21 protein-coding genes are annotated in these 25,307 nt (G+C 62.8%); 5 read left to right on the forward strand and 16 right to left on the reverse strand.

What is annotated here, in order from left to right; genetic code table 11:
• Positions 1–47: 47 nt before the first annotated feature.
• From FJ958_RS13085 to FJ958_RS13095, 3 genes are all read right to left on the reverse strand, one after another.
• Positions 48–1,967, reverse strand: a complete 1,920-nt coding sequence (locus FJ958_RS13085; RefSeq protein WP_140743159.1) for a potassium transporter Kup — start codon at positions 1,965–1,967, stop codon at positions 48–50.
• A gap of 184 nt (positions 1,968–2,151) precedes the next feature.
• Complete coding sequence (locus tag FJ958_RS13090; RefSeq protein WP_140743161.1) at positions 2,152–4,065, reverse strand: potassium transporter Kup; 1,914 nt, start codon at positions 4,063–4,065, stop codon at positions 2,152–2,154.
• Positions 4,066–4,162: 97 nt separating this feature from the next.
• Positions 4,163–4,903, reverse strand: a complete 741-nt coding sequence (locus FJ958_RS13095; RefSeq protein ID WP_140743163.1) for a pyridoxine 5'-phosphate synthase — start codon at positions 4,901–4,903, stop codon at positions 4,163–4,165.
• A gap of 152 nt (positions 4,904–5,055) precedes the next feature.
• Between FJ958_RS13095 and FJ958_RS13100 the strand changes: the two genes are divergently transcribed.
• Positions 5,056–5,475 carry an STAS/SEC14 domain-containing protein gene (locus tag FJ958_RS13100; RefSeq protein ID WP_140743165.1) on the forward strand — a complete coding sequence of 140 codons (420 nt, stop codon included), beginning with the start codon at positions 5,056–5,058 and terminating at the stop codon, positions 5,473–5,475.
• A 4-nt stretch (positions 5,476–5,479) separates the two neighbouring features.
• Here FJ958_RS13100 and FJ958_RS13105 read toward each other — a convergent pair whose 3' ends face one another.
• From FJ958_RS13105 to FJ958_RS13140, 8 genes are all read right to left on the reverse strand, one after another.
• Positions 5,480–6,607 (reverse strand): ATP-dependent RecD-like DNA helicase, encoded by a 1,128-nt coding sequence (locus tag FJ958_RS13105; RefSeq protein WP_140743167.1) that lies wholly within the window; start codon positions 6,605–6,607, stop codon positions 5,480–5,482.
• A 139-nt stretch (positions 6,608–6,746) separates the two neighbouring features.
• The gene (locus tag FJ958_RS13110) at positions 6,747–7,112 is read right to left on the reverse strand and encodes a nitrile hydratase accessory protein (RefSeq protein WP_140743169.1); all 366 of its coding nucleotides are present in this window, start codon (positions 7,110–7,112) and stop codon (positions 6,747–6,749) included.
• Positions 7,099–7,758 (reverse strand): nitrile hydratase subunit beta, encoded by a 660-nt coding sequence (gene nthB / locus FJ958_RS13115; protein WP_140743171.1) that lies wholly within the window; start codon positions 7,756–7,758, stop codon positions 7,099–7,101. Before nthB ends, FJ958_RS13110 begins: the two co-directional genes overlap by 14 nt.
• Positions 7,755–8,360 carry a nitrile hydratase subunit alpha gene (gene nthA, locus FJ958_RS13120; RefSeq protein WP_140743173.1) on the reverse strand — a complete coding sequence of 202 codons (606 nt, stop codon included), beginning with the start codon at positions 8,358–8,360 and terminating at the stop codon, positions 7,755–7,757. Before nthA ends, nthB begins: the two co-directional genes overlap by 4 nt.
• Before the next feature lie 73 nt (positions 8,361–8,433).
• Complete coding sequence (locus tag FJ958_RS13125) at positions 8,434–11,595, reverse strand: efflux RND transporter permease subunit (protein ID WP_140743175.1); 3,162 nt, start codon at positions 11,593–11,595, stop codon at positions 8,434–8,436.
• A complete protein-coding gene (locus tag FJ958_RS13130) occupies positions 11,592–12,932 on the reverse strand; it encodes an efflux RND transporter periplasmic adaptor subunit (protein WP_140743440.1) in 1,341 nt (446 codons plus the stop codon). The genes FJ958_RS13125 and FJ958_RS13130 overlap by 4 nt, the downstream gene beginning before the upstream one ends.
• A 213-nt stretch (positions 12,933–13,145) precedes the next feature.
• The gene (locus FJ958_RS13135; protein WP_140743177.1) at positions 13,146–13,742 is read right to left on the reverse strand and encodes a LysE family translocator; all 597 of its coding nucleotides are present in this window, start codon (positions 13,740–13,742) and stop codon (positions 13,146–13,148) included.
• A gap of 135 nt (positions 13,743–13,877) precedes the next feature.
• Positions 13,878–14,801 carry an acyl-CoA desaturase gene (locus tag FJ958_RS13140; RefSeq protein WP_140743179.1) on the reverse strand — a complete coding sequence of 308 codons (924 nt, stop codon included), beginning with the start codon at positions 14,799–14,801 and terminating at the stop codon, positions 13,878–13,880.
• Between the two features lie 180 nt (positions 14,802–14,981).
• Here FJ958_RS13140 and FJ958_RS13145 point away from each other — a divergent pair, with 180 nt between their 5' ends.
• Entirely contained in the window at positions 14,982–15,374 is a 393-nt protein-coding gene (locus FJ958_RS13145) for a metalloregulator ArsR/SmtB family transcription factor (RefSeq protein WP_140743181.1), read from the forward strand.
• Positions 15,375–15,408: 34 nt separating this feature from the next.
• Here the strand turns inward: FJ958_RS13145 and FJ958_RS13150 are convergent, their stop codons facing one another.
• The 3 genes from FJ958_RS13150 to FJ958_RS13160 form a co-directional block, all read right to left on the reverse strand.
• On the reverse strand, positions 15,409–15,615 hold the full coding sequence (locus FJ958_RS13150) for a hypothetical protein (protein WP_140743183.1): 207 nt from the start codon (positions 15,613–15,615) through the stop codon (positions 15,409–15,411).
• A 106-nt stretch (positions 15,616–15,721) separates the two neighbouring features.
• Entirely contained in the window at positions 15,722–16,297 is a 576-nt protein-coding gene (ilvN, locus tag FJ958_RS13155) for an acetolactate synthase small subunit (protein ID WP_013894763.1), read from the reverse strand.
• A 78-nt stretch (positions 16,298–16,375) separates the two neighbouring features.
• On the reverse strand, positions 16,376–18,157 hold the full coding sequence (locus FJ958_RS13160; RefSeq protein WP_140743185.1) for an acetolactate synthase 3 large subunit: 1,782 nt from the start codon (positions 18,155–18,157) through the stop codon (positions 16,376–16,378).
• Between the two features lie 425 nt (positions 18,158–18,582).
• On the opposite strand from FJ958_RS13160, the gene FJ958_RS13165 reads away from it, so the two are divergent.
• Positions 18,583–20,505, forward strand: coding sequence for a sigma-54-dependent Fis family transcriptional regulator (locus tag FJ958_RS13165; protein WP_140743187.1), 1,923 nt, complete (start codon positions 18,583–18,585; stop codon positions 20,503–20,505).
• A 198-nt stretch (positions 20,506–20,703) separates the two neighbouring features.
• Entirely contained in the window at positions 20,704–22,512 is a 1,809-nt protein-coding gene (locus tag FJ958_RS13170; protein ID WP_140743189.1) for an NAD(P)/FAD-dependent oxidoreductase, read from the forward strand.
• Between the two features lie 46 nt (positions 22,513–22,558).
• Here the strand turns inward: FJ958_RS13170 and FJ958_RS13175 are convergent, their stop codons facing one another.
• Both FJ958_RS13175 and FJ958_RS13180 read right to left on the reverse strand, forming a co-directional pair.
• Positions 22,559–23,149, reverse strand: coding sequence for an HD domain-containing protein (locus FJ958_RS13175; protein ID WP_140743191.1), 591 nt, complete (start codon positions 23,147–23,149; stop codon positions 22,559–22,561).
• Positions 23,146–24,297 carry a gamma-butyrobetaine dioxygenase gene (locus tag FJ958_RS13180; RefSeq protein WP_140743193.1) on the reverse strand — a complete coding sequence of 384 codons (1,152 nt, stop codon included), beginning with the start codon at positions 24,295–24,297 and terminating at the stop codon, positions 23,146–23,148. The genes FJ958_RS13175 and FJ958_RS13180 overlap by 4 nt, the downstream gene beginning before the upstream one ends.
• Before the next feature lie 120 nt (positions 24,298–24,417).
• On the opposite strand from FJ958_RS13180, the gene FJ958_RS13185 reads away from it, so the two are divergent.
• Positions 24,418–25,305, forward strand: coding sequence for a LysR substrate-binding domain-containing protein (locus FJ958_RS13185; RefSeq protein ID WP_140743195.1), 888 nt, complete (start codon positions 24,418–24,420; stop codon positions 25,303–25,305).
• The last annotated feature ends 2 nt before the right edge of the window (positions 25,306–25,307 follow it).

The following is a 25,307-nucleotide window of genomic DNA, read 5'->3' on the forward strand; positions in this document are numbered from 1 at the left end:
ATCAAAGTGGTTCAGGCCCCTGAAACCACGCTTGATGATCGAGCTCGTCAGATCGCCACCTGCGTCCCGATCTCTACCACACGTCCGGTCGGAATCTGGAAATATTCGGTCGCGTCGGCCGCCGTGCGCGCCAGGCCGATGAACAGCCGGTCCTGCCACACCGGCATGCCGGAATTGGGCGAGGCTTTCAGCGAACGCCGTGACAGGAAGAACGAGGTCGTCATGATGTCGAACTTCCAGCCCTGCTTGCGGCAGATGGCCAGCGCGCGCGGAATATTGGGTTGTTCCATGTAGCCGAAGGTCAGTGTCACCCGCATGAACAGCTCGTTGACCGTCTCCATCTTGACCCGCTCGCTGTCGGGCACCACCGGCTGCGGCGCCGTCACCACCGAGAGGATGACATTCTGCTCGTGCAGCACCTTGTAGTGCTTCAGGCTGTGCATCAGCGCGGTTGGCGCGCTGAGCGGATCGCTGGTCAGGAACACGGCGGTGCCGGAAACCAGCTGCGGCTTCTTCTTCAACAGATTGCCGGCGAGGAAATCGAGCGGGATCTCGTTGCGGCGGGTCTTGTCGAAGAGGTAACGGCTGCCGCGCACCCAGGTCCACATTCCCAGCACGATCGCGAAGGCCACGACCAGCGAGGCCCAGCCGCCTTCGAACACCTTGACGATGTTGGAGGCAAAAAACCCGACGTCGATCAGCCCAAACAGCGCCGTCAGTCCAATCGCTGGCCACAGGCTCCATTTCCAGATGCGCGTCATGATGACAAACAGCAGCGTCGTCGTCACCAGCATGTTGCCGGTAACCGAGATGCCGTAGGCCGAGGCCAGCCTGCTGGACTCGCCGAAGCCGACCACCAGCAGCATCACCACCAGCGCCAGCAGAAGATTGACACGCGGCATGTAGATCTGGCCGGACTGCTTTTCCGACGTGTGCAGGATTTCCAGACGCGGCAGCATGTTGAGCTGCACGGCCTGCCGGGTCAGCGAGAAAGCGCCCGAAATCACCGCCTGGCTGGCAATCACCGTCGCAGCGGTCGCCAGCACGACCATCGGGATCAGTGCCCAACCCTCGTTCATTTCGAAGAACGGATGGCCGACGACGCCGCCATTGGCCAGCACGAAAGCTCCCTGTCCCGCATAATTGAGCAACAGGCAGGGAAACACGATCCACAGCCAGGCGAGCACGATCGGCTTGCGGCCGAAATGGCCGAGATCGGCGTAAAGCGCTTCGGCGCCGGTGACGGCCAGGAAGACAGCACCGATCGTCACGAAGGAAACGTCGGGCGAATGGATCAGGAAGGCAGCGATATAATGAGGGCTGATCGCCCAGAGGATTTCCGGGTCGGCGACGATGTGGTTGACGCCGGAAAGGCCGATGGCAAGGAACCACACGGCGGTCACCGGGCCGAAGACCAGTCCGACGCCGCCGGTACCGAAACGCTGTACCGCGAACACCGCGGCAAGGATGACCAGTGTGAGCGGCACGACGTAGGGCTGGAACGCGGGCGTGACGACATTCATGCCTTCGACCGCCGAAAGCACCGAAATCGCCGGCGTGATGACCGCGTCGCCGAAAAACAATGAGGCACCGACGATGCCGATGCCGAGAATGACAGCCGAACGTTTTGGGAAACTGCCGCGCGCCAGCGCCATCAGCGACAGCACCCCGCCCTCGCCGCGGTTATCCGCTCTCAGCACGAACATGATGTATTTTATTGTTACCGTGATCGTCAGCGACCAGATGATCAGCGACAGCACGCCGAGAATGTCGGCACGATTGGCAACATTGCCGCCGGACGAGGCATGCAGAGCTTCGCGGAAGGCATAGATCGGGCTGGTGCCGATATCGCCATAGACGACGCCGAGCGCGCCCAGCATCAACACCTTGGTGCTGTGTTGTTCGATCTCCGAATGGCTCGGCTGTTCGACGGGTTCTGCCTCACTACCAGGGTTGGCAAGGGCCATGGACGACACTCCGATAAGCGCGCGGTGCTCTACGCTTGCTGCACTGCAATATCAAGTGCCGCTGCGTAATGGCTCCCATGCCGGAAGCGCTGGGCTGCTCGGCAAACGGCCGGGCACCCGACATGCGCGGACCACAACCGCCGACCCTACGTGGCTGGCGCCAGCAAGATTTGCCGCATGTGCCTTAAATAGCCACTTGCGTGCCGATTTCCACGACGCGGCCCGTCGGAATCTGGAAATATTCGGTCGCGTCGGCCGCCGTGCGCGCCAGGCCGATGAACAGCCGGTCCTGCCACACCGGCATGCCGGAATTGGGCGAGGCTTTCAGCGAACGCCGTGACAGGAAGAACGAGGTCGTCATGATGTCGAACTTCCAGCCCTGCTTGCGGCAGATGGCCAGCGCGCGCGGAATGTTGGGTTGTTCCATGTAGCCGAAGGTCAGTGTCACCCGCATGAACAGCTCGTTGACCGTCTCCATCTTGACCCGCTCGCTGTCGGGCACCACCGGCTGCGGCGCCGTCACCACCGAGAGGATGACGTTCTGCTCGTGCAGCACCTTGTAGTGCTTCAGGCTGTGCATCAGCGCGGTCGGCGCGCTGAGCGGATCGCTGGTCAGGAAAACGGCGGTGCCGGAAACCAGTTGCGGCTTCTTCTTCAGCAGATTGCCGGCGAGGAAATCGAGCGGAATCTCGTTGCGGCGCGTCTTGTCGAAGAGGTAACGGCTGCCGCGTATCCACGTCCCCATGATCAGCCCCATCAGGCAGGCAACGGTGATCGAGACCCAGCCGCCTTCGACGATCTTGACGACGTTGGCCAGGAAAAAGCCGCTGTCGATGATGCCGAACAGCAGGGTCAGCGCCAAAGCGAGCGCCAGCTTCCATTTCCACATCTTGCGCATCACCACGAACAGCAGGATCGTCGTCATCAGCATTTCGCCGGTCACCGAGATGCCATAGGCGGAAGCCAGCGAACTCGAACTGCCGAAGCCGACCACCAGCAGCATCACTCCCAACGCGATGAGCAGATTGACGCGGGGCATGTAAATCTGCCCAAGCTGCATTTCGGACGTATGCTGTACCTCGATGCGTGGCAGAAGGTTGAGCTGCACAGCCTGGCGGGTCAGCGAAAAGGCACCTGAAATGACCGCTTGACTGGCAATGACCGTCGCGGCCGTTGCCAGCCCCACCATCGGCATCAGCGCCCAGTCAGGCAGCATCTGGAAGAACGGATTGGTCGGCTTTCCGCCATTGGCGAGCACAAAGGCGCCCTGCCCGAAATAATTGAGCAGCAGGCAGGGGAAAACCACGGAAAACCATGCCAACACGATCGGCTTGCGTCCAAAATGGCCGAGATCCACGTAGAGCGCCTCGGCCCCGGTCACAGCAAGGAACACGGCGCCGACCGTGACGAAGGCAGCTGTGGGTGTGCTGACGAGATAAGCAACCGCGTAATAGGGATTGATGGCCAGGAGGACCGATGGATCATCCATCAGGTGATAGAGCCCCGCAACGCCGATGGCCAGGAACCACAACGCCGTCACCGGCCCGAACACCGCCGCCACCTTTCCGGTGCCGAAGCGTTGCACCGAGAAAAGGATGGCCAGGATGAGAAGCGTGATCGGCACGACATAGGCGTCCAATGTCGGAGTCACCACTTCGAGGCCTTCGACCGCAGACAGCACCGAGATGGCCGGCGTTATGATCGAATCACCGAAGAACAGCGCCGCCCCGCAAAGACCGATACCGAGGATCAGTCGCGCGCCTTTGGGATAGGCGCTGCGCGCCAAGGACATCAGCGAGAGCGTGCCTCCTTCGCCCTTGTTATCGGCACGAAGCACGAAGGCGACATATTTTATGGTCACGATGATCGTCAGCGCCCAGACGATCAGCGACAGAACGCCAAGCACGTGAACCCGTGTATCGATGCCTGGCGAAGCATGGAGCGCCTCGCGGAAGGCGTAGATCGGACTCGTGCCGATATCGCCATAGACGACGCCAAGCGCGCCCAGCATCAGAACCTTGGTGCTGTGCTGCTCGACCCCGGAGTGACCCGATTGCTCGACGGTTTCAGCCTCGCTACCGCGATTGGCAAGGTCCATCGACCACTCCCTGACAAGCGCGCGGTACTTCATGCATGCTGCGATACGATATCAATTGCACGCCATGGCCGCCAATATCCGCAAAGCGAAGCTATCCCTACCACCCGCAGGCCCTCAGGAACCGACCCACCGTACCGGCCATGCCATACTCCAACGCGTCGGCTGTCAACCCATGTCCTATCGACACTTCGGCCAATGCCGGTATGCGTCGGACAAGGTCAGGCAAATTGCCTACCGTCAGGTCGTGCCCGGCATTGACCTGAAGGCCGGCAGCAAATGCCGCGTCTGCTGTTTTCCCCAATCTTTCCAGCTCCTTGGCCGCTTTTGCGGAATCGGAATGGTAACTGCCATAAGGACCGGTATAGAGTTCGATCCGGTCGGCACCCGTATCACGCGCGGCCGCGATGCCGGCGGGATCCGCATCGGAAAACAGCGATACCCTGAAACCGCCCTTCTTCAGCCGCTTGACGATCGGTGACAGGAACGCGGCGTCGGCGACGAAGTTCCAGCCATGGTCGGAGGTTGCCTGTGCCGGATCATCGGGAACCAGCGTCACCTGCTCGGGTTGGTGCATTTCCACAAGCGCCAGGAAATCCTCGGTTGGATGGCCCTCGATGTTGAATTCCGCCTTGGGGAACTCATCGTCGATCAGTGCCCTGATCTTGGGCAGGTCGGAACGCCGCGTGTGACGTTCGTCGGGACGCGGATGGACGGTCAGCCCATGGGCCCCAGCCGCGAGCGCGATGCGGCCAAGCCCGATCATATCAGGCCATGGCAGGTCGCGCCTGTTACGCAGCATGGCGATGGCGTTGAGATTGACGGAGAGCTTTGCGGGCATGGGCTGACATCCGTGAAAAACTAGGATCTGGAGCGCCTCGTCCCAGACGCGGCGTTCTTCGCGCCGGGCATCTATAACGCCTTTGATGGGAACAGATAGGGGGGTTGCGATGTTCCAGAACGGCAACGTTGCTGTGGAAAGGAGGCGTCCAGTTGAATTTTCTTGAATCCGTACCGGCAATCCGTCGCATCGATACCGACCGCGACGACCTTTTCGCCATCGATGTCGTCGGCCATGTCTCACCAGCCGATGCCGAGAACCTTTTCGGCCTGCTCGAGGCCGCTTATGCGCTTCACCAGCGAATCGACGTCGCCGTGCGCATGGTCGATCACGATGGCGTCGACTGGGCCGATATCTCCGACGAGACCCTCAAACAGGGCGCAACCCATGCAATGCAACACATAGGCCGGTGCGCGGCGATCGGCAGTCCGGACTGGACTTCGGACGCACGACGTGCCCTGCCCTCGTCGTCACCCATCGAATTCAGGCATTTCAAGGCCGGGGAAGAAGCCGATGCATGGCAATGGCTCGGGGTCCGGCGGGTCGGCGCGCGAGAAAAGCCGTCATCGTGATTTTCTACCTGACGATGGTCAGCCGTTCGGCGGCCCGCGTGATGGCCGTGTAAAGCCAGCGCTGGCGCGTTTCCTTGAAGGCCCAGCTTTCGTCGAACAGCACGATCTCGTTCCACTGCGAGCCCTGCGCCTTGTGCACCGTCAGCGCATAACCATAGTCGAAATCGTCGAAGCGCTTCTTCTGCTGCCAGGGGATGTCGGCGTCCGGATCCTCGAACGCCGCCTTGAGCAGCTTGATTTTGGCGACGCCGCGGTCCGGATCGTCCTCTTCCGGCGACACCAGAAGATTGATGCCAGGCTTCACCGTCTCGCGCGATGAGGTCATCACTTTCCAAAGCGACCCGTTGAGCAGCCCCTTGGCGGGATCGTTGCGCAGGCACACCAGCTTGTCGCCAGCCTGCGGATAGTCGGCGTTGAACCCCTTGAGTTCACGCAGGCGCTGGTTGTAGCGGCGGCGCGTCCGGTTGGTGCCGACCAGCACCTGGTCAGCCTTCAGCACCAGTTCCTGGTTGACGTCTTCCTTGCCGATCACCTGCGCCGTGCCATAGTCGCCGCGCATGAATTCGCGCCCCTCGCGCACGTCGAGCGCCAGCCGCAGGATCGGATTGTCGCGCGCCTGCCGGTGGATTTCGGTGAGCAGGAAGTCCGGCTCATGATCGGTGAAGAAGCCGCCGCCCGAGATCGGCGGCAACTGGCCTGGATCGCCCAGCACCAGGATCGGCGTGCCAAAACTCATCAGGTCGCGGCCGAGCTGCTCGTCGACCATCGAGCATTCGTCGATGACGACCAGTTTCGCGCGCGAGATCGGGCTTTGCCGGTTAAGCGAAAATGTCGGCGACATAGAGGTCTTGCCGGTCACCTCGTCGGCCACCGATTCCTCGCCCTTGGGCCTGTAGATCAGGGAATGGATCGTGCGGGCGTTGACCGCTCCCTTGGAGCGCAGCACCTGCGCGGCCTTGCCGGTGAAGGCGGCGAACTGCACCTGTCCGTCGACATGTTCGGCAAAATAGCGCGCCAGCGTCGTCTTGCCGGTGCCGGCGTAGCCGAACAGCCGGAACAGCTGCGGCTTGCCGGCCTTGAGCCAGCGGGCGACGGCCTGCAGCGCCTCGTCCTGTTGGGGTGAAAATTCCATCTGATCGTGTGACCGGATTCGCGAGGCAAAGACAAGATAGCCGCCACCATCATCGATGCAGCCGGCGGCGAACTCCCCTGCGTTTTAAACTATCAGGCGCAGACAAGAACGTAAAGGGAACATAGGTTGGCCCGCGCGGTCACTTGATAGCGTGCGGATCGTTCTCCAGCAGGATCGGCTTGCCATGCGGTGTGGCATGCGCGGCGCGTTCCCAGGCCTGCGCCATCGCATCGACATCGGGCTTGGCGGCCAGTCCCTTGGAGGCAAGCAGGCTTTCCAGCGCCGCCAGCCAATGCTCGTAATAGTCATGGCCGTCGGCCGCCGCGCCCGGCTTCTTCACCTCGGCCGACAGCGCCTGTGCCCACTCGCCCCACGAAAACAGGCCTTTCTCATGGAGCGCCAGCGTCATGGCGAAGGCTTCGGCCTGCCATGGCTCGTCGAAAACCGGCGCGTCGAGGCCAGCGGGCAAACCGGCGGCGGGCCCGTTCGCTTCAGGCCGGCTCAAGATAGCTCTCCCAGGCGTCGATCGAGACGGTCAGGGTCGGATCGGCGCCCTCGCCCCAGATCTCCCCGCCTTCGAAAACCACGGTGTAGACCCATTGCGGGTTCTCGCCCTGCCCATGCGCGTTGGTGTCCGGGAAGACAAAGCCGTCATGCACCGCCTCGATCGTGCCCTGCTTGTCCCGCGCATAGCGCGGCAGCCTGGTGTGGCCGGTCGGGTTGAAGTTTCTGGTCCGCACCGCATCACCGACCTTGAAGCGCGGCGCTGTCTCGACTGGCCGGTTACACGGACCGCCCTTGGCCAGCACGGCCGGCACATTCTCGGCCTTCAGCACTCTTTTGGGTGTCGCCGCCGGATCGATCGCCTCGCCTGCCCCGAGGTCGCGCTCACTGACGAAACCATGGCGCTTGAGCAGGGTCTCCAGCGCCTTGATCCAGATCTGATAGTAGCTGGAGCCATAGTAATCGGCCGGATGCAGCGATTCCCGCGCGTGCCGGCTCTCGTCGATGTTCCACGCGCCCATGGCGCCGGCGCAGAGCGTCACACCGAGCGCCCGCCTTTCCCACTCGGCATGGAAACAGGGTTCATCCTTTTCGGGCGCCACCGGCCCGAACCCCATTTGTCCGCCGAGATCCTGCGGCCCGTTCATGCCGGCTCCCTCGCTTGCGCCGTGCCGATCATCGCATCCCGGCTCACCAGTTCGGCGAGCCGTTCCTCGCTCCAACCCGCGGTGCCGTCCGGCCGCATCGGCACCACGAGATAGCGCAGTTCCGCGGTCGAATCCCAGACGCGTATCTTTGTCCCGGCCGGCAGCACCAGCCCGAATTCCTCAAGCACGCCGCGCGGATCGATCACCGCGCGCGACCGATAGGGCGGCGCCTTGTACCAGACCGGCGGCAGGCCGAGCACCGACCATGGATAGCAGGAGCACAGCGTGCAGACGACGAGGTTGTGGGTGTCCTCCGTATTGAAGACAGCCTGCATGTGTTCGCCTTGCCGCCCGGTGTAGGAGAGCGATGCGATCGCTGCGGTTGCGTCGCTTTTCAGCCAGGCGGCGAACTCAGGGTCGGTCCAGGCCTTGGCCACCACCCTGGCGCCGTTGCGCGGCCCGATCTTGGTCTCGTAGGTGTCGACGATGACGTCGATCGCGGCGGGATCGATCAGACCCTTGCGGGTCAGGATGGTTTCCAGCGCCCGCACGCGGGCGGCAAACGGATCGAGTTCGTTGCCGTGGTCATGATCATGGGACATGGCCACAAATTACGATTCCGGTCCGCCGGCCGCAAGCAAGACGGCTTGGGCCAGCGGGCACGGAACGGACTCTCTATTCCGCGGCCGCCTTTTGCGGCTCGCCTTGCGCCTCGTCGTCCGCGTCGAACAGCGAGGGCTGATCCCCTGATTCGACCAGGCGCAACTCGGCCTTGCGCTTCGGCATGAGCCCGAGCAGCCAGCCCGAGAAATTTTCCATGTAGACATAGATCACCGGAGTCACGAACAGCGTCAGCGCCTGCGAAGCAAGCAGGCCGCCGACAACGGCAACGCCCAGCGGCTGGCGCAATTCGGCGCTGGCGCCGGTGCCAAGTGCGATCGGGAACGTGCCCATAAGTGCTGCCAGCGTCGTCATCATGATCGGCCTGAAACGCATAAGGCAGGCCTTGTGGATGGAATCCCTGGCTGACATGCCTTCACGTCGGAGCTCCAGCGCCACGTCGACCATCATGATGCCGTTCTTCTTGACGATGCCGATCAGCATCAGGATGCCGATCACCGCGATGACGGACAGGTCCATGCCGGCAAAGCGCAACGCAACGAGTGCTCCCAGCACCGCTGATGGCAGGCCGGTGAGAATGGTGAGCGGGTGAATGAAGCTCTCGTACAGAATGCCGAGCACGATATAGATGGTCAGGATCGCGCCGCCGATCAGCAGGCCCTGGTTGGCAAGCGAATCCTGGAAGGTTTTGGCCGTGCCGGCAAAGGTGGTCGAGATCGCCGTCGGCATGCCGATCTGCTCTTTGAGCGCGTTGATGCGCGTCACGCTGTCGCCGAGCGCCACGCCTTGCGGCAGGTTGTAGGAAATGGTCACGGCCGGAAGCTGACCGAGCTGGTTGACCGTCAAGGCACCGGCCGTGCGGTCCACCCGGGCGAAGGCGCCAAGCGGCACCAGAGAGCCGCTCGCCGTCCTCATCTGGATAGCGAGCATGCGCTCGGGCGACCATTCGATCTTGGGATCAAGCTCGGTGATGACTTCGTAGCTGTCGGCCGAACCGAAGATCGTCGAAACCTGGGAGGTGCCGAATCCGCCATAGAGGGCGCTGCGCAACGTGTCGGTATCGACACCGAGATGGGCGGCCTTGTCGCGATCCACCACCAGCGACGCCTGCAGCGCATTGTTCTGCAGGTCGCTGGTTACGTCGGTGAAGGTTGTGTGGTCGGCCGCCATCGCGTCATTCAGTTTCTGCGCCCAGATATCGGTCTGGACGGTATCGAGGCCCTGAACCACGAGCTGGTAGGCGCTGGCCGACGAGCGCGAACCGAGCCTCAGGTTCTGCACCGGCTGCATGTAGGTTTCGATGCCCGCCACGCCGGCCAGTTGCTTGCGCAGATCCGAAAGCACCTTTTCAATGTTCGGCCGCTGGTCCTTGCCCTTGAGCTGGACGAAAAGCTGCCCCTGGTTGAGCGCATTGTTGCCGCTGCCGGCCGACCACGCCACATGGTCGACATAGGGCGAATGCGAGAAGACGCTGGCCACCTGGCCTTGCAGCTTGGCCATGGCATCGAACGAGATGTCCTGGCGCGCGATGGTCGTCACCGATATCTGGCCGATATCCTCCTGCGGGAAGAAGCCTTTCGGCGAGATCTGGATCAGCCACACCGACGCCGCCGCGGTGCCGATGAAGACGAGGAATACCAGGAAGGTGTGCCGCAGACAGAAGCTCAAGAGCCAGTCGTAGCTGCGTGTGACGAGATCGCGCCTGTGGCCAGCGCTGTGCGCCTCGCGATCGGCCTTGGTCACCGACAGCAACCGCGAGCACAGCATCGGCGTCAGCGTCAGCGACACGAACATCGACGCCAGGATGGCAACCGTCACCACGACGGCGAACTCGTTGAAGATGCGCCCGATCACGCCGCCCATGAGAAGCACGGGAATGAACACCGCCACCAGCGAGATCGAGATCGAGATGATGGTGAAGCCGATTTCGCGCGCGCCCTTCAGCGACGCGTCGAAGGCCGACAGCCCATCCTCTTCCATGTGGCGGAAGATGTTTTCCAACATCACGATGGCATCGTCGACGACAAGGCCGACGGCGAGCGTCAGGCCCATCAGCGATATGTTGTCGATGGAAAAGCCGAACAGGAACATCGCGCCGAGCGTGGCTATCAGCGAGATCGGCACCGCCACCGCCGGGATGATGGTGGCCGTCACCCGGCGCAGGAACACGAAGATCACCATGACCACCAGCGCGATGGTCAACAGCAGTGTGAACTGCACGTCGTTGACGGCCTGGCGGACCGAGGTCGAACGGTCATTGAGCAGTTTGATGTTGGCGGCGGCCGGCAGCTGGTCCTGGAAGGACGGCAACATCGCCTTGACCTTGTCGACGACGTCGACCGTGTTGGCGTCGGGCTGGCGCTGCACCGCCATGATGATCGCGCGGGTACCGTCGTACCAGCTTGCCGTCGTCGTGGTCTGCACCGAATCGACGACGCGCGTCACATCACCCAGCCGCACGGGGTGACCGTTCTTGGTGGCGATGATGAGGTTGGAAAATCCCGCCGCGTTGGTCAGCTGCGTGTTGGCGGTGATGGTGAGCTGCTGCTTGTTGTTCTGCAGCACGCCGAGCGGCGTGTTGCTGTTGGCCGACGAGATCGCCGCCTGCAGCTGGTCGATCGAGATGCCGCGCGCGGCAAGCGCGGTCGGATCGATCTGGATGCGCACGGCATATTTCTGCTGGCCGAAGATCGAGACCTGCGCCACTCCGTCGATGGTCGACAGCGATGGCGAGATGACGTTTTCCGCGAAAGCGTCGAGATCGGTGAGCGGAACCGTGTCGCTGACCAGCGACATCAAAAGGATCGGCGCGTCGGCTGGATTGACCTTGCGATAGCTCGGCGGCGAGGTCATCTGCGGCGGCAATGATTTCTGCGTGCGCGCGATCGCCGCCTGAACGTCCGCCGCGGCTGCGTCGATGTTGCGGTTGAGCACGAACTGGATGGCGATCGAGGTCTGGCCGAGCGAGTTCGTGGTCGAAATGGAATCGATGCCGGCGATAGTCGCGAACTGCTTGATCAGCGGCGTCGCCACCGATGTCGCCATGGTTTCCGGTGAGGCGCCGGGCAACTGGGCCGAGACGTTGACCACCGGGAATTCGGCGCTGGGCAGCGCCGCCACCGGCAGGAACTTGTAGGCAAACAGTCCGCCCAGAACGAGGGCGAACGACATCAGAAGGGTGGCGACGGGCCTGCGGATGCAGAATTCGGAAATCATTGGGCCGCCTCGCCGGCCTTGCCGGATTGCGCGACCTTGGGTGAGGCCTGGTCGCCGGATCCGGCCGCCGTCTTGCCTTCATGCACCGCGGCACCATTCTTCAATCGCGTCTGGCCTTCGACAACGACCTTCTCACCGCTTTTCACACCATCGCTGATGGCGCTGTTCTGGCCCTCGGTCAGCGCAACCTGCACCGGTCGCATCTCGACCGTGTTGTCAGGCTTGACCACATAGACGAACGGTCCCTTCTGGCTGGGCTGTACCGAGACGGTTGGAACCGATGTCATGTGCGGCATGATGCCGGCTTCCAGGACGACATTCACATACTGGCCGGGCCATAGTGAAAGATCGGCGTTTGGAATGCTGGCCCGCGTGGCGATCGTGCCAGACGCCGTGTCGACGCTGGAATCGACGAAATCGAGCGTGCCCTTGCCGATCGGCTTCGGGTCGCCGTCCTTGGTCAGGGTCACCGCCCCTTGCTGCGGATCGGCGAGCGCCTTGTGCAGCAGCGCCAGATTGCTTTCCGGCAGATTGAAGTTCACCTGCAGCGGGTCGATCTGGGTGATGGTGACGAGCGGGGTCGCCGTGCTGCTGTTGCCATTGCTGATGGTGACGAGATCGCCGACGGCGACGTTGACCGCGCCCAGCCTGCCGGCGATCGGCGCAGTGATCGTGGCATAGCTCAGTTGGACGGTATCGGCGTCGATCGTTGCCTTGTCGGCATCGATGGTTGCGGCCGCCGCTTTCTGCGCCGCCAGCGCTTGATCATAGGTCTGCTGCGTGCCGGCCTGCTTGGCCACCAGATCCTTGGCGCGCGTGAGATCGGCCGTGGCGCTGGTCAGCAGGGCCTGGTCCTTGGCGAGCGTCGCCTGGTCCTTGGCAAGCTGCGCCTTCAGCGCGCGGTCGTCGAGCGAAAACAGGACGTCGCCGGCCTTCACCATCTGCCCATCCTTGACCTCGATCGACACGATCTGGCTGGAGACGCGCGCGTTGATGTTGACCACGGCGGGAGAGGAGACGAAGCCGATGGCATAACGCCGGATCGGGAAATCAGCCGTCGTCGCGGTCGCGGAAACGATCGAGGCCGAGCGGGCGCCATTGCCGCCGGCCGCCTGCTTGTCCGTCGCCTGCTTGTCCGTCGCCTGCTTATCCGTTGCACCCTTGTCCGCTGCTGGCTTGTCGGCCGTCTGGGTGCCGGTTGCCGCCTTGTCTGCCACCGCGGCTTGCTTTGCGCCGATGAACTGCTGGACCTTGCCCAGCGTGTCGGGAGACACATAGAGCCACGCCGCGCCTGCACAGGCGGCTGCCAGCAACGAAAAAATGACTTTTCCACGCATCGTCAAGGGGCCCACTCCGTCCGACACGCCATAGCCAGGTGGTCGTATTCTAGCTCATTTCACGGCACGCTGCCGCAATTTCGCTGAATAGATAGGACACGCGTTGGGCGGAAAAGGGCCAAAACACGGCATTACGAAGATTTAATGTGCACTGCACAATCGCTGTGCAGGCTGCCGCATCCGCGGATCAGGGTCTATCGACTCCGGATCGTGTTACCGCAGCATCGGCCACAGCGTCGCCGCCAGCAGCACGCCCATGGCGATGTTGAACCATTTCAGCCGCGCCGGATCCGACAGGAAACCGCGCAACGCGGTGCCGAAGCCCGCCCACACGGAGACGCTCGGCAGATTGACGATGGTAAAGGCTACCGAGATCAGCACCACCGAGAGGAACGGGTGCTCCGGATTGCTGTAGACGGCCATGGCGGTGATCGCCATCACCCAGGCCTTGGGATTGACCCACTGGAATGCCGCCGCATCGATGAAACGCATCGGCTGCCCCTTTGCCTCTCCCCTGCCGCTGAGCGAACGCGACATGGCGATCTTCCAGGCAAGGTAGAGCAGATAGACGGCGCCCGCGATCTTCAGCGCGGTGTGCAGTGCGGGAAACGCCGTCAGCAGCGCGCCGAGACCAAGACCCACTGCAAGCAGCAGGACAAGAAAGCCGATGCTGATGCCCAGCATATGCGGCACGCTCCTGACCAGGCCGAAATTCACGCCCGAAGCCAGCAACATGAGATTGTTCGGCCCCGGCGTGATCGAGGTCACGAAGGCGTAGACCAGCAGAGCGAGGAATGCGTCGAGGGACATCGGGATCACAGGTCAGCAATATTGACTTAGATAACCGGAGCCTCTGGTGCAACAGCCATACATTGGTCCACCGGAGCCGCCGGCCGCTCTTGGCCTAACGTCAGGTGCCATGAGGCCGCGCTGACAACCGGCTGTTCACGGCGGCAACGCCTGCTCTCCGCCGCGCAGCCGGCGCAACCCCTTTCGTCTTGGAGTGTTCTCGGGAAGCTTTACGCCGCGGGCAAGACCAAGGCGCGCAAGGACCTGGATGAAGATCCAGCCAAGGTCGATCTGCCCCCGCTCCAGCCCGAGACGCGCGGATTCGGGAAAGGCATGATGATTGCCGTGAAAACTCTCGCCGAAAGTCACCAGTCCAAAACGCGGCAGATTGTAGCCCTGCACGGCTACGCCATCGACGCACCATCCCTGGTCTCCATCCCGGTGCGCGAAATATCCAACCAGCCAATGTCCGGTAAGGGACACCGAAACACGTACCGCGGTGCCCCAGACCACCCAGCTCCAGCCACCCAGCAGCATGAACACAATGGCCCATGGCAGCTGCTGCAGCATCCAAGTGCGCTCGAGGAATTTGTAGAACCGGTCATTCCTGATCGACGGCTCGATGACGAAGGCCGGCGGGTTGCGCAAGGCGACGGCGCAATGCATCTGCCAGAAGGCATCGACGAAAAAGGACCGGCGATGCGCATGCAAATCGTGGCACGCCGTCTGGCGCTGCGCCCAGTCTCTGATGTCATGCGCATAGATCATGCCGAAAGGGCCGGCCATACCCACGAGCGTACCGAGATAGACCAGCGCATGCTCGATGAAGATATGCACCTTGAACGACCGGTGGATGAGCAGCCGATGCATGCCGACCGAGTGCCCGGCGCAGATCGTCACCGCCGTTGTCGCCACGAAGACGGCAAAGGCGCTCCAGCTGAACGCCAGCGGCCCGAACACCAGGGCGATGAGCATCATCGCGCCGACCCAGATCGACTTGGCCGGTATCCATACGACATCGCCGTCCTCGGCGTCGCTCAATGGCTGCGAGATCATTCTGCCTGTGGATATGGTTTTCATCGGTACCTCCCCAAGGGAAACATTTCCGAACCAAGGCCTTGCCTTTCGCCGTGCCGCCGATTAATTAGGCAATAAGCTAATTATCTACTATCTCGGATTAGGCATTTAGGCAATAATCTAAATGCTGGATAAAAAGCAGACTGAAGGCGCACGCCTTCGCGACTTACGAGGCAGGAACGGGTGATCGAAGACGACTTAAGGGACAGCGAAACAGCGGCAAGTGGCAGCGGCGCCATACAGCGCGTGTTCGAGGCGCTGTCGTCGCAGCCGAGGCGCAAGATCCTCGCCTATCTCGCGCACTCGTCGCTGACGGCGGGCGAGATCGCAGCGCGCTTCGATATGTCGAAGCCCTCCATCTCGCAGCACCTTAGCATTCTGGAAACGGCCGGCCTCATCGCCAAGGAACGGCAGGGGCAGTTCATCCACTACTCGCTGGTCCAGAACAATCTGGTCAACACACTGAACGGTTTCGTTCAGGACGTCTGCCCGGTATCGCGCCCGATCAAGCGGGAGAGCAAGGATCTGGCGGGCGGCAAGGCCGACGCCAATCCGGCGAAATCCGGCAACTGGTAATCCGGGGCGCGCCCGACCGGGTGAATTCGACGGATCAGTCTCGACGGCGATATTTCAGCGCCCATAGAAAACAACTGAAGATCACAATGGATCCCGCATAGAACAAAATCCCGCCCCAGAATTCCTTTGGATTGTCGGCATAGGCAACCCATTCATTGGTTCGTCCGACCGGGACAGTCATCGTTACCCAAGCATGGGCGAGCACCCAAATCGAGACCGCGATTAGGGCATACATCATCACATGTATCACCAGTTCTTTTCGCGGGTCATGCGTCACCGATTGCCAGATCGACTTTCAGACTGACTTAGCCAACAGTGATTGCGGAAATTTAGTTTCGCATGAATGCCTACATCCCCTGCGGGCCGCGGTTCATCGCCGCCACGCCTGTGCGGCAGATCTCGACCAGGCCGAGCGGCTTCATGATGGCGATGAATTGGTCGAGCTTGGAACCCTTGCCGGTGATCTCGAAGATGAAATGCTCGGTGTTGGCGTCGATGACGCTGGCGCGGAAAGCGTCGGCCAGCCGCAGCGCCTCGACGCGGGCCTCGCCGGTGCCGGCCACCTTGACCAGCGCCAATTCCCGCTCCAGCGGCCGCTCCTGTCCGAACTCGTGCGAACGCACGGTGAGATCGACCACGCGGTGCACCGGCACGATGCGCTCGAGCTGGTGCTTGATCTGCTCCAGCACATGCGGCGTGCCGCGCGTCACGATGGTGATGCGCGACAGATGTTTTTCGTGCTCGGTTTCCGAAACGGTGAGACTTTCGATGTTGTAGCCGCGCCCGGAAAACAGGCCGATGACCCGGGCAAGAACGCCTGGTTCATTGTCGACCAGCACGGAAAGCGTGTGGTTTTCCGGCCGCTCCGTCTCCTTGGCGATGAAGTAGGCGGAACCGGTGGGTTGAAGGTGCTGTGCGTTCATGACCTGGATCTCAAATTCTTGATCTAATTATTTGTTTGCGCACGGCCTCTTTCGACAAGCCCTGCCTTGGCTCGTCGTCTACACCAGTTCCCTGCCCTTGGCATCGATGGCGTTGGCCACGGCCTCGTCGGTGGCCTCGTCCGGCAGCAGCATCTCGTTATGAGCCTTGCCCGAGGGGATCATCGGGAAGCAATTGGCGAGGTTCGCCACGCGGCAGTCGAACAGCACCGGCTTCCTGACCGAGATCATCTCCTTGATGGCGTCATCCAGCTCGTCCGGCTTCTCGCAGCGGATGCCGTGGCCGCCATAGGCATCGGCCAGCTTGACGAAGTCCGGCATCGCCTCGGTGTAGGAATGCGACAGCCGGTTGCCGTGCAGCAGCTGCTGCCACTGGCGCACCATGCCCATATACTGGTTGTTGAGGATGAAGATCTTGATCGGCGCGTCGTACTGCACCGCCGCACTCATCTCCTGCATCGTCATCTGCACCGAGGCGTCGCCGGCGATGTCGATCACCAGCGCGTCGGGATGCGCGATCTGCACGCCGAGTGCGGCCGGCAGGCCGTAACCCATCGTGCCCAGTCCGCCTGACGTCATCCAGCGGTTCGGCTTTTCGAAATGATAGTGCTGCGCCGCCCACATCTGATGCTGGCCGACCTCGGTGGTGATGTAGGTGTCCCTGTCCTTGGTCAGTTCGTAGAGCCGTTGGATGGCGTATTGCGGCATGATCACGTCGTGGTTCATCTTGAATGCCAGCGAGTCGCGTCCGCGCCATTTGGCGATCTGCTCCCACCAGGGATAAAGCGCCTTCTTGTCGGTCTTGGCGGTCGCCCGCCACAGCCGCACCATGTCCTCCAGCACGCGGCCGACATCGCCGATAACAGGAATATCGGCATGAACGTTCTTGTTGATGGAGGATGGATCGATGTCGATATGGATCTTCTTCGAGTTCGGCGAAAACGCGTTGAGCCTCCCTGTGATGCGGTCGTCGAAACGGGCGCCGATGCAGACCATCACGTCGCAGTCGTGCATGGCCATGTTGGCCTCGTAGGTGCCGTGCATGCCCAGCATGCCGACCCAGTTCTTGCCCGATGCCGGATAGGCGCCGAGCCCCATCAGCGTCGAGGTGATCGGGAAGCCGGTGAGGTCGACCAGTTCGCGCAGCAGGTGGCTCGCTTCCGGGCCGGAGTTGATGACACCGCCGCCCGAATAGATGATCGGCTTCTTGGCACCGGCCATCAGGTCCACCGCGGCCTTGATCTTCTCCAGATCACCCTGGACCTTGGGCTGGTAGCTGGTGCGCGGCGCGATCTGCGGCGGGACATAAAACCCCTTGGCGAACTGCACGTCCTTCGGAATGTCGACCACCACCGGACCGGGACGGCCGGTCGTGGCGACATGGAAGGCCTCGTGGATGGTCGCGGCGAGGTCGTTGACGTCCTTGACCAGCCAGTTGTGCTTGGTGCAGGGGCGCGTGATGCCGACTGTGTCGCACTCCTGGAACGCATCGGAGCCGATCAAGGAGGTCGGCACTTGCCCCGTCAGGCAGACCAGCGGAATGGAATCCATCAGCGCGTCCTGCAGCGGCGTCACCGCATTGGTGGCGCCGGGCCCGGAGGTCACCAGCATGACGCCGGCCTTGCCGGTCGAACGGGCATAGCCCTCGGCGGCGTGGCCCGCACCCTGTTCGTGCCTGACCAGAATGTGCTCGACCTCGTCCTGCTGGAAAATCTCGTCGTAGATCGGAAGGACCGCGCCGCCTGGATAACCGAAGACATGCTTGACGCCATTGTCCTTCAGCGCCTGCACCACCATTTCGGCGCCCGTCATTTCACGTCGCCCGTTCTGTCCATTGCTCATCGGTCTGGTCCCGTACTGTCCGCCATCTGGCGTTTGCTGGTCGTTTAGTCGTGTTTCAGGCAATAAAAAAGGCCCCCGAGGGAGCCTGTGTGTTGCGCATGGGAGGTTTTCGCCCGGCGGTTACACCGCCTTGCCCACGCGCCTTCCTACGAGAATGAGTGCCTTTTTCATGGTGGCGAACCATAAGGGCGGAAGCGCGGGCTCGTCAATGGGGGTTGGTGCGAAATCACTCGCCTGTGAGATCGGCTCCGCCACGCGCTACCATAGTACAGTTGAGCCCATGCCACCGAGGCACCACTATGCCCGGCTAAGACGTTGCCTTATGCCGGGCTAAGACGTTGCCTTATGCCGGGCTAAGGCATTGCCTTATGCCGGGCTAAGACAGTGTCTGTCGGGCTGACAACGTTGCCTTGGGAGGAGGACACGTGGCTGGCGAACGGGAGCATATCCGCGAGATTGAGCAGGTCCTTTCCGGCGGGCGGTCTGCCCGTGACGATGTCGTGGTCAAATCCTGGCTGCGTTGCGTGGACACCCACCGGCTCGATCCGACGCGGCCCACGGAAGCCTATATCGTTCCCGATACACAGTTGCGCGAACATCGCGAACAATCCGAGCGGCTGATTGCCATCGCCCGCAGCGGGCTGGAGACGCTTTTCAAGCAGGTGGCGGGCCAGAACTACGTGCTGTTGCTGGCAAACGCCAAGGGTGTCACCGTCGATTTCCTCGGCGATCCGCTGTTCATGGACCAGTTGCGCACGGCGGGGCTTTATCTCGGCTCCGAATGGTCGGAAAGCCGCACCGGAACCTGCGGCGTCGGCTCCTGCATCGTCACCGGCGAGGCGATGACGATCCACCAGACCGACCATTTCGATACGACTCACACGCCTCTCTCCTGCACCGCCGCGCCGATCTTCGACACCAATGGCGATCTCGCAGCCGTGCTCGACATTTCCTTGCTGCGCTCTCCGCAACCCAAGGTCAGCCAGAACCTCGCGCTGCATCTGGTGACGGCGTCGGCACGGCGCATAGAGCTCGCCAATTTGATGGCGCAGATGCACTCCGAATGGGTGCTGCGCTTTTCCCGATCACCGGAATTCCTCGACGTGGATCCCGAGGCGGCCATCGCGCTCGACGCCTCGGGCCGCATCCTCGGCACCACGCGTGGCGGAGCGCTGCTTTTGGCGCAAGCCGGAGGTGTCGACTGGCGACACTCGCCTTCGCCGATCGGCCAGTCGATTTCACGCTATCTCGATATGAGCATCGACGATCTGCCGCATCTGACACGCGGGCGCCCGACCGAGGAGCGGTTGGTCTTCGGCCGCAGCGGCAGCGCGCTGTTCGCGCACGCCATCGAGCCGCAGCCGCCAACCGGACGCCGCGCGCCCGTCGAGGCCGTGCCGAAACCGATCAGCGATCTGTCGAGCGGCGATCCGGCGATGGCGGCCATGCAACTGCGCGCCGCGAAGCTGGCGCGCACGACCATTCCGGTCCTGATCCATGGCGAGACCGGCTCCGGCAAGGAATATCTCGCCCGAGCGCTGCACGATTGCTCGCAGCGTCCCGGCCCGTTCGTCGCCATCAATTGCGCGGCCATCCCCGAGCATCTGATCGAGAGCGAACTCTTCGGCCACACAGCCGGTGCATTCACCGGCGCCGCGGCCAGGGGCCGCAAGGGACTGATCGAGGGCGCCGACGGCGGCACGCTGTTCCTCGACGAGATCGGCGACATGCCCTATCCCCTGCAATCGCGGCTGCTGCGCGTGATCGCCGAGCGTGAACTGATCCCGGTCGGCGGCATTAAGCCGCGACCGGTCGACATCAAGATCATCTCCGCCTCGCATCATGATCTGCGCAAGCTGGTGGCCGAGGGACGTTTCCGCGAGGATCTGTTCTACCGGCTGAACGCCGCCTCGCTGACACTGCCCGCTTTGCGTGAACGCACCGATTTCGAATGGCTGCTGGGCCGGCTCGTCGACCAGCGCGCCCGCCTTGCCAACCGGCCAGCAGAACTATCGCCGGCGGCGCGCCTGGCGCTGATCCGACATCGCTGGCCCGGCAACATCCGCGAACTCGTAAACGCCATCGATCTCGGGGTAACGCTTTGCGAGGGCGAGATGATCGAGCCCGCCGACCTGCCCGACTTCGCATTGCCATATCTGACGCCACCAGCTCCGCCCGCCCAACTGGTTGCGCTGCGTGCTCCGTCATCCGAGGATGAGCGGTCGGCGCTGCTCGACGCGCTGGCGGGCGCGGGCTGGAACATCTCCGAAGCCGCGCGGCGCTTGGGCGTCGACCGTACGACAGTGCATCGCCGCATGAAGCGGCTGCAGGTGGACGCGCCGAACTAGTGTTGCGTCACCTGTGGCGCGCCGTGGCGCACGCCACGGGCAGCGCAACAGGTCACACAGCAGAGATCACTTTAAGGCTCTGATTTCATTGCGATCCCTATGTCGAAAGCATGATTGGCATACCGCTTGCTATTTTCCAGGTACACATGCGGAGCCGGGAGGAGGCGCCCATGGAAACCGAAAACCGGAGGAGAAACCATGCTCGAAAGAACACCCATCACGAAGGCGCAGGCGCTGCTCGACAAGTTCGGAAAGGCGCTGGAGACCGGCGACATCGACGCGGCGGTCAACTGCTTCCAGGCGGATTGCTACTGGCGCGATCTCGTCACCTTCACCTGGAACCTGAGGACGATGGAGGGCCAGGACCAGGTCCGCGACATGCTGAAAGCAACCCTGGCGCTGACCGGTCCGAGCGACTGGAAGGTGGCCGAAGGCGAGGAGGCGAGCGAGGCGGACGGCATCACCACCGCCTGGATCACCTTTGAGACCAAGGTGGCGCGCGGCTTCGGCCTGGTGCGGTTCAAGGGCGACCTGATCTGGACCTTGCTCACCACCATGGCCGAGCTCAAGGGCCACGAGGAAAAGGCCGGCTTCACCCGTCCGCTCGGCGCCAAGCATGGCCACGGCAAGGACAGGAAATCATGGCGCGAGGAGCGTGACGATGAGGTCGCCGAACTCGGCCACAGCAAGCAGCCTTATGTGGTGATCATCGGCGGCGGCCAGGGCGGCATCGCGCTCGGCGCGCGCCTGCGCCAGCTCGGCGTACCGGCCATCATCATCGAGAAGAACGAGCGGCCGGGCGATTCCTGGCGCAAGCGCTATAAGTCGCTCTGCCTGCATGATCCGGTCTGGTACGACCATCTGCCCTATATCGATTTTCCCAAGAACTGGCCGGTCTTCGCGCCGAAGGACAAGATCGGCGACTGGCTGGAAATGTACACCAAGGTGATGGAGCTGAATTACTGGTCCTCCACGACCGCCAAATCCGCGAAGTACGACGAGAAAGCCAGGGAATGGACCATCGTGGTCGAACGCGACGGCAAGGAGATCGTGCTCAAGCCCAAGCAACTGGTGCTGGCCACCGGCATGTCAGGCAAGGCGAATTGGCCGAAATACAAGGGCCAGGACATCTTCAAGGGCGAGCAGCAGCATTCCTCGACCCATCCAGGCCCCGACAGATACCGGGGCAAGAAGGTCGTCGTCATCGGCTCCAACAACTCCGCTCACGACATCTGCGCGGCCCTGTGGGAGGCAGGCGCCGACGTGACCATGCTGCAGCGCTCTTCCACCCACATCGTCAAGTCCGACACGCTGATGGATATCGGCCTCGGCGCGCTCTATTCCGAGCAGGCGGTGGAAAACGGCATGACGACGCGCAAGGCCGACCTGATCTTCGCCTCGCTGCCCTACCGCATCCTGCACGAGTTCCAGATCCCGCTTTACGAACAGATGAAGGAACGCGACGCGAAGTTCTATGCGGATCTGGAAAAGGCCGGTTTCCTGCTCGACTGGGGCGATGACGGCTCGGGCCTCTTCATGAAATATCTGCGCCGGGGGTCGGGCTACTATATCGATGTCGGCGCCTGCGACCTCGTCATCGACGGTTCCATCAAGCTCAAAAGCGGGCCAGGTGCAGCGGTGCAGGAATTGACCGAGAGCGGCGTCAAATTCGCCGACGGCACCGAATTGCCCGCCGATCTCGTCATCTATGCCACCGGCTACGGTTCGATGAACGGGTGGGCCGCGGACCTCATCTCGCAGGACGTGGCCGACAAGGTCGGCAAGGTCTGGGGCCTTGGCTCCAACACCGCCAAGGACCCCGGCCCCTGGGAAGGGGAGCAGCGCAACATGTGGAAGCCGACCCAGCAGGAAGCATTGTGGTTCCACGGCGGCAATCTCCACCAGTCGCGCCACTATTCGCAATATCTGGCGCTACAGCTGAAGGCCCGTCAGGTCGGTTTGCCGACGCCGGTCTACGGCCTGCAGGAGGTCCACCACAAGGGCTGAAGCAAAAAGGTGGAGGGACGAAGCCCGGTCGGGTCGGGCTTCGTCCTTATGTCGCCCTTTGGGCCGCGAACTCTTCCACGACGCGCTGCAGCAAGGGCACATAGTCCCGAAACGCCCGCGTCTTCATGTTGGCGATCTTGCCGCCCTCGTCCCAGATACGGACCCGCACCGCTTCCTCATGGAACGGGTTCTTGCGGAACTCGGCCACCTCCTCGGCGCTCATCGGTCCGCCCTGCAGCGACAGCGTATGCACCGAAGCCGGCGACAGCTTGGAGAAATAGGTCGGGTCGGTGGCGCAGAGATAGCGCTTGGCCGCAACGTGCAGCCTCACGCATTCGACGATCACAGGCGGGAAGAATGGCGCCAGCACCTCGCCGCCGGCCTCGTCATGGTGCTTGTCCTCGACATCGTCCGGAGAATAGGTGCCGAACTCGCTGGTGTAATGGCCGATGTCGTGCAGCAGGGCGGCGGCCACCAGCACCTCGGGCGCTCCATCCTGCTCCGCCAGCCAGGCGCCCTGCAGCATGTGTTCGGACATCGTCACCGGCTCGCCGAGATAGGATTCCGCACCCCGGCGCTCGAAGATGTCGGCGATGAATTCGACGATGTTGTCCGCGTTCAAATCCCGGCCGCTCATTCCGCGGCCTCCTTGAAGCCGTGCTCGATCGCCGCGAGCGTCGACAACAGACCGTCCTTGTCGGCGTAGCATCCCTGCAGCCAGCGCTTGCCGGCGCCTGAAAACGCCTTGCGGGCATGCATGACCCGTGTGTTGTCGACGATGAAGGCCTGGCCCGCCTCCAGCTTGAAGGTCACTTCGAAGGACGGATCCTCGATCAGCTTGGCGAACCGGCGATAGGCGCCATAGTAGGCGTCCATGTCGGCGAAAGGCACGTCGACGACAGGCGCCAGCGAGCGGTTGTTGAAGCGGATGCAGATCAACTCGCCATCCGGTCCAAGCTCGATCATCGGACGCTTGGATTGCAGCCTAACGCCGGATGAGCCGGCATATTCGAAACGCGCCGGACAGGAACTCAACAGCCGGAGGCCTTCAGGGTTCTCGGCCTGCAGCGCCGCCGCGACGGCAAAACCGTCGACAACGCTGGATTCCCCACCCTCCACCGTATTCTCGATGCAGGACAGGATCTGCAGGGTCGGCACCGGATCGCGATAGGGGTTGTCCGTATGCGCCTGGAGGCCGAGATTGGTGTAAGCGAGATTGTTCGGGTTGACCTCGGCGCGCACTTCGAACCAGCGGCCGTAGTTGGTCTCCCTGATATAGCCGAACAGATCGGAGACCTTGCACAATGCCCCGGATTCCGCCGGCAGGCCGTCCATCACGGCAAAGCCATAGGTCCTCACCGCGGAAAGCCAATCGCGCAGGACTGTACGGTCACGGCTGGCGGCAGCGTAGCCGGCGCGTGGGACCGAGTTCTGCATGCTGGCCTTGGTCCAGCGCACAATATCCTCTCCGGTCCAGCCAGCCCCGCGCGCCGTATCGCGATCGTAGGCATTGGCGCTCAACCAGGCAGTCGGAAAGCTGACGGTCTTCTGCTCCGGCACGAAGCTGATCTCGAGGGCATCGCCCTTGATCGCGGCCGCGCTGATCTTCGTGTCGGCCGGAATGTCGAGGATGGTAATCAGGCGCTGGCCGTTGCCGGCGCTGCGCGTCTTGGCGTCCAGCGCATTGTCGCGCAGCCACATGGCATGAAAGCGGGTGCGCCTCCCGCCCTGCCAGCCAAGTTCGATTGTTCTGCCGTCGTCGCCAACCAGCGCCTCGGTCAACATGGAAATACTGTTCCTGTCCGTTACGGCCCACGGCCCGATCCATGGGTTTCGATTGCATGTTGACCGCGCGAACGGCATAACTCAAATTATCGTTTTTTGGCCAATGACCGCAAATAGCTAATGGCTCGAAGATCCATTCCCTCCCTGCCCCCGCTCGACTGGCTGCGCAGTTTCGAGGCCTCGGCACGGCTGTCGAACTTCACGGCGGCGGCGGCCGAACTCGGCCTGACACAGGCAGCCGTCAGCCAGCATATCCGGCTGATCGAGGAACGATTGAAGACGCGCCTGTTCTTACGGCTGGCGCGTGGTGTCGCGCTGTCGCCGGAGGGCGCCGCCTATCTGCCGCACATCCAGTCGGCCTTCGCCACCATCTCCAGCAGCACGACGGAACTGTTCGAACCGCGCGCCGTCCAGACCGTCTCGATCCGGGTGCCGATCTCCTTCGCCTTGCTGGTGCTGGTCCCGGCACTGCCTGATCTTGCCGAGGCGCTGCCGCGCATCCAGCTCGATCTGGTGACGATCCATCGCCCGACCGACTACGACCTGCCGGGCTCCGCGCTCGACGTCCGTTTCGGCAACGGATCCTTTCCCGGACGCGAGGCCGACAGGCTGACGGCCGAGCGGCTCGTGCCGGTGGCCAGCCCGGCCCTGGCCGGCGCCGCCGACTGGACATCCCTGCCGCTGCTTCTGGTCGCCGGCGCGCGCGAGATGTGGGCGGAATGGTTCGCGGCGGCCGGATTGGCCGGCCACCCCCAGCGATCCCACCGCTTCGACAGTTTCGTCGCCGCGATGGAAGCGGCGAGTGCCGGCGCCGGCGTGCTTCTGGGGTCGCGGCCGCTCGTCGACGCGGCACTCAAAAACAGGACCTTGGTGCCGCTTTCCGATTTCGAGCTCTCCAGCACCTCGGGCCATTTCCTGACCCGGGCGCCGACCGTGCGCCTGACCAGTGCCGAGCAGGATTTCCGCCGGTGGTTGCTGAGCCGCCTCTCCAGTGCGGCTTCGGCCTGACG

This window comes from Mesorhizobium sp. B2-3-5 (assembly GCF_006442395.1).
In the GTDB taxonomy this organism is placed as follows: Bacteria; Pseudomonadota; Alphaproteobacteria; order Rhizobiales; family Rhizobiaceae; genus Mesorhizobium.

Excerpts from the sequence above, each read along its gene's own strand:
- FJ958_RS13140 (WP_140743179.1), bottom strand. The coding sequence starts at position 14,801 with ATGAAAACCATATCCACAGGCAGAATGATCTCGCAGCCATTGAGCGAC.
- FJ958_RS13090 (WP_140743161.1), bottom strand. The coding sequence starts at position 4,065 with ATGGACCTTGCCAATCGCGGTAGCGAGGCTGAAACCGTCGAGCAATCG.
- FJ958_RS13185 (WP_140743195.1), top strand. The coding sequence starts at position 24,418 with ATGGCTCGAAGATCCATTCCCTCCCTGCCCCCGCTCGACTGGCTGCGC.
- FJ958_RS13085 (WP_140743159.1), bottom strand. The coding sequence starts at position 1,967 with ATGGCCCTTGCCAACCCTGGTAGTGAGGCAGAACCCGTCGAACAGCCG.
- FJ958_RS13125 (WP_140743175.1), bottom strand. The coding sequence starts at position 11,595 with ATGATTTCCGAATTCTGCATCCGCAGGCCCGTCGCCACCCTTCTGATG.
- FJ958_RS13105 (WP_140743167.1), bottom strand. The coding sequence starts at position 6,607 with ATGGAATTTTCACCCCAACAGGACGAGGCGCTGCAGGCCGTCGCCCGC.
- FJ958_RS13175 (WP_140743191.1), bottom strand. The coding sequence starts at position 23,149 with ATGAGCGGCCGGGATTTGAACGCGGACAACATCGTCGAATTCATCGCC.
- FJ958_RS13180 (WP_140743193.1), bottom strand. The coding sequence starts at position 24,297 with ATGTTGACCGAGGCGCTGGTTGGCGACGACGGCAGAACAATCGAACTT.
- nthA (WP_140743173.1), bottom strand. The coding sequence starts at position 8,360 with ATGTCCCATGATCATGACCACGGCAACGAACTCGATCCGTTTGCCGCC.
- ilvN (WP_013894763.1), bottom strand. The coding sequence starts at position 16,297 with ATGAACGCACAGCACCTTCAACCCACCGGTTCCGCCTACTTCATCGCC.
- FJ958_RS13170 (WP_140743189.1), top strand. The coding sequence starts at position 20,704 with ATGCTCGAAAGAACACCCATCACGAAGGCGCAGGCGCTGCTCGACAAG.
- FJ958_RS13130 (WP_140743440.1), bottom strand. The coding sequence starts at position 12,932 with ATGCGTGGAAAAGTCATTTTTTCGTTGCTGGCAGCCGCCTGTGCAGGC.
- FJ958_RS13160 (WP_140743185.1), bottom strand. The coding sequence starts at position 18,157 with ATGAGCAATGGACAGAACGGGCGACGTGAAATGACGGGCGCCGAAATG.
- FJ958_RS13135 (WP_140743177.1), bottom strand. The coding sequence starts at position 13,742 with ATGTCCCTCGACGCATTCCTCGCTCTGCTGGTCTACGCCTTCGTGACC.
- nthB (WP_140743171.1), bottom strand. The coding sequence starts at position 7,758 with ATGAACGGGCCGCAGGATCTCGGCGGACAAATGGGGTTCGGGCCGGTG.
- FJ958_RS13095 (WP_140743163.1), bottom strand. The coding sequence starts at position 4,903 with ATGCCCGCAAAGCTCTCCGTCAATCTCAACGCCATCGCCATGCTGCGT.